Here is a 10,603-nt window from a genome sequence, read left to right as displayed (position 1 = left end):
TATCCAGCTGAGCTACGGGCGCTAAATTTTACTTCATAAAATTTAGAATTTTTGCTCCGCAAAGGCACCTTTAATCGAAATGCTTTACCCCTCACCCTTGCCCTCTCCCACAAGGGGCGAGGGAACTGCCGGCGGGCTTCCCCTCCCTTGATGGGAGGGGATTGAGGGGAGGGTGTTTTTTAACCGATTGCGATCAGGCCCCTTTGAGGGGCCGGCAATCGTAATACCTCCGGCTTTGCCGGAGGATATTTATTTCTGCTCCCGGATCTCCTGCTGGACTTGTTTAAGCCTACGGATCTCATCCTTGAGCTGGAAGATCTGATCCATGATCCTATTACCGTTTTCCTGAACCGGAAGATTGTACTGGAGCTTTCCGTCCTCAAGGATTCGATCTTTCACAGGCGCATTCAGGAGTTTCTCTTCCATCTTCTCGAAGAGACGGGCGTTCAGGATTGCAGGCCGCGCAGCCTCGGCAATAGCCTCCAGGAACCGAAGTTCCCTTTCCGTAAAGGTCTTGCTGCTTCTGGCCGAACGGAGCAGGAGCGTCCCGACGATCCTGTCCCCAAGAACCACGGGAATCAGGACCAGAGACTGAAAACGGATCTTTTCAAGGCGCTCCCGCACAGGGGCCATAATCGGAGCGCTCCCGATATCCTGGATAACCAGTATCTTTTTCGAATCAACCACTTCAAGTATTTCGGGATACTTCTTGAGATCAATTTCAAGGTTTTGCACATCAGGGCTGTCGCTCGATGCCTCCACCACGCCGGTCTGCCGGTCCTCTCTCACCCTCACGAAGGAACAGCGTTCCGCTTCGATCATGCCCGTGATCTGTCTGACCAGGGTATAGAGGAGGTCATACATGGATTTCTTTTCATACAGGGTATGAATCATCTTCTGGATGACATGAAGATCCTCTTTCTCGCTCAGCAATCGGTCGAGTTTTTCTTTGATCTCAACCTGGCGCTTCACCCTGACGATGAGATCATCATCCTCAAACGGTTTTGTAATAAAGTCATTGACGCCCAGTTCCAGTTTTTTCAATGAAGCGGCGCTATCGCCATGGGCGGTCAACATGATGACCGGGATCTCGCTGGTCTCAAGGTTCTCGTGAAGGAACTTGCACATCTTAAGCCCATCCATCTTCGGCATGACCACGTCCAGGAGGATCAGGTCCGGACGAAAGGCCATCACCTTATGTATCCCATCCAGGCCGTCCGATGCCTCCTCCAAGAGGTAATGCCCGTCAACCAGCGCCTCTCTGATTCTCCTACGTGCTGCTGCGTCGTCATCCACAATCAGGATCCTCACGGGCATCGTCATACCAACCTCCTTATTGATGTTAATTATATTATAACCTATTTTTTGTTTGTGGACAAACAAATAAGTGTCAATTGAATGGCTCTTTCCCGCAGGGGCGGCAAGGCGGCGGGAGGAGAGACATCCCTCAACCTTCTTGTTTTTACGCCAATTAAACCAGCTCGGAATTCTATAAAGGATTCGTCAAAAAATCTTTGCCGGAGCAGAATCTATCCGCTTGCCAAACAGGGTATTCTTAAGATATAGGTATATGCAGTACTGGAAAAAGTCTTCTTCGGGAGAATCAAATGAACATCATGGTCTCAGGGGTCCGGATACTCCCTGCGCATCTCAAAAAGGTTCACATATTCGTTGCTGCAGTTCTTTTCGCCTGCATCGGGTTTTCCTTACCGGCCTCGGCCGGACAGGTCGAACCGCTCCCCAATGCATCCTGGGGCCGTCTCCTCACAGAGTTTGTTTCAGACGGGCGGGTCGATTATGAAAGGCTTAAACAGCACCCGGATCTGCTCCAAGAGAGCATCAGGGAATTCGCCGGGATCTCCCGGCAGATTTACGGGGCATGGGATCGAAAGACACAAATCGCCTTCTGGATCAATGCCTATAATCTTTTTACCATCAAGGCCGTTGTTGACCAGTATCCGCCCAAGGGCTGGAACCTCCTTTATCCCAAGGTCAGTATCCGCCAGATCGGCGGGGTATGGGATAAAACGGCTTACAGAACGGCGGGGCAGGTCGTCTCTTTGGACCAGATTGAACACGCCATCCTGCGCGGGGTTTTCAAAGAACCGAGGGCCCATTTCGCCTTGGTATGCGCATCCCTTGGATGCCCGCCCCTCTCCTCCATCCCCTATGAAGGCGAAACCCTGGAGCCGATGCTGGACCAGCAGGCACAAAAGTACATCTCGGATCCGGAACACGGCCTGCGATGGGACGCCGAACACAGGATCCTCTGCCTTTCTCAGATCTTTTCCTGGTTTGGTAAGGATTTTTTTTACTATTTTACCGTCCACCAACTCTTTCAGGATCTTCCCCCGGGAAAAAGTGATGCCTTGAACTTCATCTGGGAACATATCCCGGATGAACTGAAAAAATCATTGACGGAGGGAGCGTTCAGGATTGAATATATGGACTACGACTGGTCTCTGAATGACCTTCATTCATCCTGACAAAAAGGCCGGTCAGGATTGATAAAAGGATTTTTTCTGCTTTGGGCCGTTAATACATTGCCTTTATGGATCATCTCCAAAAGAGTGGGTGAAAACATCAGGGGTCAAGGGGTCAAGGATTCCAGGGGTCAAGTGAAGTGCTAAAAACATAAGGGCCGAGGGTCCTAGGGTTACGCTTCGCGTGTCCCGCTTTTCTTTACCCTTGCCGTCTGCGACGGCTACTACACTAAGGCATCTTGGATTCAAGGGTTCCAGTGTTTTTCTCTGGAGATTTTGCTTGCGTTCCAGTATTTCACTTGACCCCTTGAACCCTGGACCCCTTGAATCCTTTTTACCCACCAAAGGGGAGAAGAACCGTCTTTATTTACACCTGCCGACGGAAGGAGACCATGCAACCGAGCATCCATGTTTCCCGAGAGGTCCTGAACGATTTTTCCAAAGCCGTTGAACTCGAATGGATCGAAACCAACGGCCTCGGCGGCTATGCCTCTTCCACGGTCATCGGGACAAACACGCGCCGTTATCACGGACTTCTCGTCTCCTCGGGACAGGGATTGAACCGCTTTGTCCTCCTCTCCAAGCTTGAAGAGTTCCTGATTATTCGAGGCATGCGGTATGACTTAAGCTGCAACCAGTACAGGGAGACCATCCACCCGGCGGGGCATCTTCTCCTTTCCGGCTTTGAGCGATACCCCTTCCCGACGTTTTATTATGAATTCGATCAGATCCGTCTTAAAAAAGAGATCTTCATGTCCTATGGAGAGGAGACCACGGTCATCCTCTATACCCTCCTCACCCCGGGACAAGGCAAGCTGCACATCAGGCCGCTGATCGCCTACCGGGACTATCATTCCCTGACCCGGGAAAATCCGGCGCTTGACCCCTCGGTGATGGCGGAACAAGGGAAAATCTCCCTGCATCCCTATCCCGGCATGCCGACCTTGATTTTTCATCTCAACGGCGGCTCCTTCACCGGCCCGCCGTACTGGTATCGGGACTTTCTGTATGTCCGAGAGAGGGAACGGGGGCTTTCGGATGTTGAAGACCTGTTCAGCCCGGGTGAATGCATCTTTCCTTTCACGCATGATCACCCCGCGGCCCTGGTGGTGACCTCCGGCGAGAAGGAGCCCGATTCCCCGCAGCAGATACGCTGCCGCGAGGTCAAAAGAAGAGAGCGCATCCTTTCTTCTCTTGCAGTCCGGAATACCATCACCGAATCCCTTGCCCTTGCCGCCGATCAGTTCATCATCAGGGAGAAGACCGGAAGGGCCGCCATCCTTGCCGGATACCCCTGGTTCACGGATTGGGGACGGGATACCATGATCAGCCTTGAAGGCCTTCTGCTCTGCACGGGCCGCTATGACGAGGCTCGAGAGATCCTCGTCTACTATGCCAGGCTGATCCTCGACGGATTGATCCCGAACCGCATCGTAGAGGGGACCGGAGGATGCGAATATAACACCGTGGACGGCTCTCTTCTCTATCTTCATGCGGTGGACAGGTACCTTAAAAGAACAGGAGACCCCCATCTCCTGAAGGCCCTCTTTCCCGCGATGGAAACCGTCATGCTGAAATACCGAAAAGGGACCCGCTTCGGAATCGGGATGGACCCTCAGGACAAACTCATTTATGCCGGGACGCCGGGCCTGCAATTGACATGGATGGATGCGAAAGTGGGAAACTGGGTCGTCACCCCGAGAATGGGCAAACCCGTGGAGGTGAATGCCCTGTGGCATCATGCCCTGCGGCGCATGGATTCCTGGGCGGAATCCCTGAGGTTAAAGAGGGATTATGGATTCCTTGCAGAGAAGGTCCGTGACCATTTCAACAAACGGTTCTGGTATCCCGAAGGGGGGTTTCTGTACGATGTCATCGATACGGAAAACGGCCCTGACCCATCGCTCCGCCCCAACCAGGTGCTGGCCGTCTCCCTGAACTCCCCTCTCATCAGCAGGGAGCGGGCTGTTCGGGTCATGGAGTTGGTCCGGCAGAAACTCCTTACCCCATTCGGACTCCGGAGCCTCAATCCGGATCACCCCGCCTATCGGAAACGCTGCGAGGGGGGGCCATGGGAAAGAGACAGCGCCTACCATCAGGGAACGGTCTGGGCCTGGCTGATCGGTCCCTACATTGATGCCTGCATCAAGGTCTTGCCCGGCCGGGTTGGTATCCATATCATGGAACCCCTGATTGAACAGCTCAAGGTATACGGCGTAGGAACCATAGGCGAGATCTTCGATGGAGACCCCCCGCATCAGCCGGGAGGATCGCCCGCACAGGCCTGGAGCGTGGCCGAGGTCCTGCGGGGCTACCTCGCCCTGAGAGAGCATCTCAAATGAAAATCAGAGCGGGAGCCGCGAGGGGAAGGGAACCGTTAGAATTTTTACATCGGGGTTCGGGGATCATCTCCCTATTGACATGCAGGTCGAATTGGACTATCTATGTAAAGGGGATCAAAAGGAGAGGTTTCAGGCTGAGCCTGCCCCCGAGCAAACAAACATTTCACCCCTTACTTTTGGTAAACCATGGGTAAGTTGAGCGCTTTCTGCCGCGATTTTTTTATTGAACGCCGGACCATTCAGAACAAGATCCTCTTTCCATTCATTGTCTTTTCTTTCCTCGCGATCATCCTTGTGGTGATCCTGGTGGTGAATATCCTGTCTCAGCAGATTGAGAAAAGCACCAGCCGGGATATCCTTGTGTACAAGGAAACCGTGGAGGCCTTCTTCAAGGAGAAAGAAAAACAAACGATTCATTATGGTGATCTCCTGGCCTCTTTTAAAAGCTCCGCCCATGAGACCGAGAGCCCGGTCCTTCATCGGACCATGGACATCTCGCATATGGATCTTCTGATCAAGGAGGGGGTCAGGATCTATATCGAGCCGGAACGCTTTCTTCAGAGCGGAAATCGGGCACAGCGGGAGATGATCAAACGGGGCCTGAAAGGAGAAGAATTGAGTGATCTGATCTTTAAAACCACGGACGGAAAAACCCATCTGGATTATGATGTGGTGGTCCCCTTTGAAAGCAGCGGGAGACCGGATGTTGTGCTGGTGGGGTTCGGTCTGGATGATGAATATCTTGAAGAGGTCAAGTCCAAGACCAAAAATGATCTCTTTATCCTCCACAATGACAAGATCATCTCGTCTACCTTGGAAAACCCGGACTGGGGAGAGAAAATCGAGGCTCGGGTGACACCCGATCTCATCGAGAGAATCCTGGGGAAGGGAGAATCCGTTCTTGAAAAGGTCTATCTGGCCGGCAAGGAGTACAAGGCCGTTTTCTCTCCGCTTCGCATCGGTGAGGAAAACAAAGCCGTCTTCGGCGTCATTATGTCAACCAATGACCTGGCACAGGCCAAAGGAAGTGTGGTGAGCAACTACATCGCGATCTCGCTTGTCATCATGATCATTCTCACCCTGATTAATTTTTTCGTTATCCGCACCATCAGCAGGCCCCTCAGGGAAATGGCCGTCCTGACCGACCGGGTCGCGCAGGGAGATTTAAGCCGGCGAATACGGACGGGGTCCGACGACGAACTTTCCACTCTGGCCGACTCTTTCAACAACATGGTGCAGTCTCTTCAGAAACAACGCGAGGAGCTCGACCTGACGGTGCAGCAACTGATCCATCAGGAGAAATTCGCTTCACTCGGTGAAATGGCCGCAGGAGTCGCTCACGAAGTCGGGAATCCTCTCTCCATTATCGTCGGATACGCCAAGATGCTTTTGAGGAGATGCGGTGATGAAGAGGAGAAAGATCACATCAAACGGATCTCCGAGGCGGCTTTTCGCATTGATCGGCTCACCCGCAGTCTCCTGCTCTATTCCAGACATCCGGCGCAGGAGCATGAGACCGTGGACGTCAACCGGATCATTGATGACTCTCTAACCATGGTCGAACACCAGTTCAAGGAGGAAAAGAACTACCGGATCATCAAGAGGCTCAGCCCGCATGTCAAAAAGATCACCGGAAGTTCCGACAGGCTCCAGCAGGTCTTTGTCAATCTGTTCATCAACGCCTTTCAGGCCATGCCCAAGGGCGGAGTCCTGACCATTACGACAGAAAACAATCCCGGACAGGGATCTGTGGTGATTGAAGTGGGGGATACGGGCATGGGCATCCCGCCTGGAACCCTCTCAAAGATTTTCGACCCGTTCTTCAGCACCAAGCTGAAGGACAAGGGGACCGGCCTGGGTCTGAGCATCACGCAGAGAATCATCACGGATCACGGTGGGAATATCCGGGTGGAGAGCACGCCCGGCCAGGGCGCCACCTTCTTTATTTCGCTTCCCTGTGAGAGTGATCAGGAAAAAGAGCTTGGATAAAAGACCTCTTCTATCGCATCTCAATAAGCTTGAGTCATGAAAAGGATCATTCGGAGCCGCTCTCCCCTTTCGTGTCCGGTTCTCCCTTTTTCCTTTCAGCATCGAGGATCTCTTCGAAGTTTCCCGGATGTTCTTCCATCAGATCCTCCAGGTCTATCTTTCCTGTTATCCATATCCAGCTCATGGGGAAGACACGGCTTTTCAGGTGAACATGATAAAAGTGCCATACAAAGGCGAAAAAGAGGATCAGTATAGCCTCGGTGCTGTGGATCACATAGGCCGCCCCCCATATCCATTTGAAAACAGGGTCAGGAAAGATTCGGACCGCGATCACAGGAAACCAATACATCAGTCCTGTGATGATCATGATCAGGACTACGATCATCACCACCCAGTAATCGAGCTTCTGGATATAAGTGAACGTTCCGAAACGGGGCCTGTCCCCGCCCCGTCCGGAAAGGTACCGGAGATTTTGACAAAGATGGCGAAAGTCCTCAATCCTGGGGATCATACTCAGGCATAGCTTTTTCCTGAATCCCTGAATCCCTAAATAGAGGAGATGATAGAGGAGATCGATCATCAAAATGAGAGCGGAAAAACGATGCAGGCGCCCGGCATTCTCCACGCCTCCCCATAAACCTATCCAAGTCTCAGAGAAGTGCATTTCCGGAAACTTCAGGGCGATACCCGACGCGGCCAGATAGAAAACGGCAATAAAAAGAAGCGCATGCTGTATGCGGAGATGAAGATCCATGCGCTCGACCTTTTTGGGAAGACGCTGGAAGAGCGTCCATGGGATTTCATTTCTCGTATGGCTCGTTCTTGCTTTTCGCCCCAATGACCGAATCTCTTTTGCAATATCGAGAAGAAGGTGAAGACTCAGGACACATACGAAGATCACCAGAAAGGCAACCAGGACCTTTCTGACCCGCAAAGCCATCGGATTGCTGCCCGCATTCAAGGGAGTATGGGTGAATAATTCCGAGAACGCAGGAGTGGCCCCCTCATGGCACCGGGCACAGAGAGAGACCTTGTTCTCCGGCGAGACCGGGGACTCCGGATCCTTGACATCCCGGATCGTATGGTGCCCGTGGCAGACGGCGCATGTCGGGGTCTCCTTGCTTCCGAGGCTGTATTTCTTGCCGTGAAAGTGGGCCTTGTAAGATTGTACTACGGAGACATTGAGATGGTATCTGGATGCGATAACCCGGTTTGCATGGCATTGGCTGCATGTATGGATGAGGTTGGATCGGGCAACCGAGGAGGAAACATCCGACACGGCCTTGATATAATGGATGGGGGTATGACAATCACTGCAGAAGGCCGCATCGGGATTTCCCTTTTCAAAAACTGCCCGGCCGTGGACACTCTGCCTGACCTGTCCGAAGATACGTTCATGACAGCGCCCGCAGGCGGTTAGAGCGTCCGGAAACCGGCTTTTCCGGCTCAACGGTTCAGGATAAGCCGCTAAGGCTGCATTGGACGGTACGCTTTGACGGTGTACCGGGTCAATCGAGGCCACCCGATCTGGGCTGTGACACGAAAGGCACGAGAGATGACCATGAACGGATTTTTGGTGTCTTTGCAGGTGGATAAAATTCTTTCCTGTTAAATTGCTGTGGCAGCCCAGGCACATGGGAGGACTCTGCTTCTCAGGAGCAGAGACTGCTTCAAGAAAAGAGGCCTGAAAGAACATCATCAGGGAAAAGAGAAGCAATAGGTTCAGGCGCTTCATGGTCTGCAGGCCCGGTCAGTTCGGTTTTTTGATCTGGACGATCCCGTACTTCTTCAGTTTCTCATAAAAGTTCGGCCTGGGAATCCGGGATGCACGAGCAGCCTTGGAGATGACCCCGTTGTATTTTTTCAGAAGAAAGACAATATAGTTCCGTTCAAAATTTTCCTTGGCTTCCTTAAAAGGAAGGATATCCTCTGGTTCTCCTGAAGAGGTTTTTGATGGGACCTGGACATCTGCGGGAATTGCAGAAAGTTCAAGCTGCTTGCCTTCGGCCATGAGGATGGCCCGCTCCACATAGTTCTCAAGCTCCCGGATATTTCCAGGCCAGTCGTATTCCAGAAAGAATCGCATCAGTTCCGGGGATACCCTGTCGACATTTTTCCCGAACTCTTTGTTGTAGCGCTTCATAAAATGGTTCAGAAGAAGGGGGATATCCTCGGTCCTCTCCCTGAGCGGAGGGACGTCAATGGTAAAGATATTGATTCGGTAATAAAGATCTTCCCTGAATCGCCCCTTCTCAATTTCTTCCTTCAGGTTCTTGTTGGTGGCAGAGAGGATCCGCACATTAACGGTAAAGGATTTTCGACCGCCGATGGGAAGAATCTCCTTATCCTGCAGGACACGCAGAAGCTTGACCTGGAGGGCCTGCGGCATATCGCCGATCTCGTCCAGAAATAAAGTCCCCCCATCCGCGGCCTTGAACAGGCCTTCCTTGGACGATGTGGCCCCGGTGAAGGACCCCTTTTCATATCCGAAAAGCTCGCTTTCCAGCAGGGTCAGCGGTAAAGCCCCGCAGTTGATGGACAGGAAGGTCTTGTCTCTTCGCGTGCTCAGCTCATGAAGTCTCCTGGCAACCAGTTCCTTTCCGGTTCCGCTATCTCCTTGAATCAGAACCGTTGCATCCGTAGGAGCGACTTTCTCGATCAGATGGAAAACCTCCTTCAACCTGGGAGACTCCCCGATGATGCCGGACCGGGTTTCCACATCCTTGAGCTTCTGCTTCAAAAAAAGATTTTCATCCACCAGTTGTTTGTGAGAAAGGGCGTTCTTGATCGTAATCTCAATGGCATCCGGATCAAAAGGCTTGGTGATATAATCATAGGCGCCGACCTTGATGGCCTCTACGGCGGTCTCGATGGTTGCAAATGCCGTAATCAGAATGACCGGGACGTTCTGGTCTTTTTGCTTGATTTCCCTGAGCACGTCCATTCCGGTCATGCCCGGCATGCTGAAATCGGTGACGACCAGATGCACCTTTTCTTTGTCAAAGATCTCGAGCCCCTCCATGCCGTCGCTTGCCAGGAGGATTTCGTATTCCGAATCCTGAAAGAGCCGCTGAAACATCTCCCTCATGGGAAGCTCGTCGTCGATAAAGAGAATTCGTGCCTTCATTCGGATATCCATCACTTTCCGGAATCAGTGTTTCCTAAGTTCCGGTACGGCTTCATGACAATAGGTGCAAAGTGTCGTATTAATGATCAACTGGCGGTGGCCGCTGAAGCTGTGGCATTGGTTGCAGTGGTACTCGAACTGAACATGGAGGGCGTGGGAGAAAACGCCGGGCGCAGGCTCCTGGACAAAGCGCTCATAGATATGGCACTTGAAACACGGAAGGTCTTTGATCACATAAACCTCGGATCCGGTTTCCTTGACGGATGGTTCGGCTGCCGCTTCGGAATCAAAAGTGAAGGGGACCGGGAGATGCCAGAGCCTTTGGCTTGTCCATGAAATAAGCATGCCGGATAGGATCATCATTAAAAGTGTTTTCTTCATGGAGGATTCCTTAAAGTAATTTATTTACGGTTCTTCTCCCATTTAGTGGGTAAAAAGGGTTCGAGGATTCCAGGGTTCAAGGGGTCAAGTGTTTGTTTTCCAGTGATTTGATCAGTGCCTTGAGCATCCGCTCAACCTCCTCGATATCACTCTTAAGTCTCTTTAACTTCTCATCCCTGATATAACCAAGATCTCCAGCGAGTAATACTTGTGTCTCCAATTCGCAATTAGAACCATAAGAGATGTATAAGGATCTAAGATAATCCAGTGTTGTCTTTCTT

7 protein-coding genes and 1 pseudogene are annotated in these 10,603 nt (G+C 51.9%); 3 read left to right on the top strand and 5 right to left on the bottom strand.

Annotated features, from left to right (window positions below; translation table 11 throughout):
* Positions 1-249: 249 nt before the first annotated feature.
* Positions 250-1,323, bottom strand: coding sequence for a hypothetical protein (locus AUK29_05845; protein OIP63885.1), 1,074 nt, complete (start codon positions 1,321-1,323; stop codon positions 250-252).
* 284 nt (positions 1,324-1,607) lie between these two features.
* Here AUK29_05845 and AUK29_05840 point away from each other — a divergent pair, with 284 nt between their 5' ends.
* From AUK29_05840 to AUK29_05830, 3 genes are all read left to right on the top strand, one after another.
* The gene (locus AUK29_05840) at positions 1,608-2,486 is read left to right on the top strand and encodes a hypothetical protein (GenBank protein ID OIP63884.1); all 879 of its coding nucleotides are present in this window, start codon (positions 1,608-1,610) and stop codon (positions 2,484-2,486) included.
* 389 nt (positions 2,487-2,875) lie between these two features.
* Positions 2,876-4,825 (top strand): hypothetical protein, encoded by a 1,950-nt coding sequence (locus tag AUK29_05835; protein ID OIP63883.1) that lies wholly within the window; start codon positions 2,876-2,878, stop codon positions 4,823-4,825.
* A gap of 195 nt (positions 4,826-5,020) precedes the next feature.
* Positions 5,021-6,814, top strand: a complete 1,794-nt coding sequence (locus tag AUK29_05830) for a hypothetical protein (protein ID OIP63882.1) — start codon at positions 5,021-5,023, stop codon at positions 6,812-6,814.
* A 46-nt stretch (positions 6,815-6,860) separates the two neighbouring features.
* Here AUK29_05830 and AUK29_05825 read toward each other — a convergent pair whose 3' ends face one another.
* The 4 genes and pseudogenes from AUK29_05825 to AUK29_05810 all read right to left on the bottom strand — a co-directional run bounded on the left by AUK29_05825 (position 6,861) and on the right by AUK29_05810 (position 10,603).
* On the bottom strand, positions 6,861-8,264 hold the full coding sequence (locus AUK29_05825; GenBank protein ID OIP63881.1) for a hypothetical protein: 1,404 nt from the start codon (positions 8,262-8,264) through the stop codon (positions 6,861-6,863).
* Between the two features lie 300 nt (positions 8,265-8,564).
* Complete coding sequence (locus tag AUK29_05820) at positions 8,565-9,941, bottom strand: hypothetical protein (GenBank protein OIP63886.1); 1,377 nt, start codon at positions 9,939-9,941, stop codon at positions 8,565-8,567.
* A 24-nt stretch (positions 9,942-9,965) separates the two neighbouring features.
* Positions 9,966-10,322: a hypothetical protein gene (locus AUK29_05815; GenBank protein ID OIP63880.1), complete on the bottom strand. Its 357-nt coding sequence runs from the start codon at positions 10,320-10,322 to the stop codon at positions 9,966-9,968.
* Positions 10,323-10,398: 76 nt separating this feature from the next.
* A pseudogene (locus AUK29_05810) lies at positions 10,399-10,603 on the bottom strand (hypothetical protein).

The sequence above is a fragment of the Nitrospirae bacterium CG2_30_53_67 genome, from assembly GCA_001873285.1.
Classification (GTDB): Bacteria; CG2-30-53-67; CG2-30-53-67; order CG2-30-53-67; family CG2-30-53-67; genus CG2-30-53-67.
The sequence above is the reverse complement of the archived record's forward strand: the minus strand, read 5'-3'. Positions and strand labels throughout refer to the sequence as shown.

Bases quoted from the DNA above. Each gene is read 5' to 3' on its own strand.
- AUK29_05845 (OIP63885.1), bottom strand. From the start codon at position 1,323: ATGACGATGCCCGTGAGGATCCTGATTGTGGATGACGACGCAGCAGCA.
- AUK29_05815 (OIP63880.1), bottom strand. From the start codon at position 10,322: ATGAAGAAAACACTTTTAATGATGATCCTATCCGGCATGCTTATTTCA.
- AUK29_05840 (OIP63884.1), top strand. From the start codon at position 1,608: ATGAACATCATGGTCTCAGGGGTCCGGATACTCCCTGCGCATCTCAAA.
- AUK29_05820 (OIP63886.1), bottom strand. From the start codon at position 9,941: ATGAAGGCACGAATTCTCTTTATCGACGACGAGCTTCCCATGAGGGAG.
- AUK29_05835 (OIP63883.1), top strand. From the start codon at position 2,876: ATGCAACCGAGCATCCATGTTTCCCGAGAGGTCCTGAACGATTTTTCC.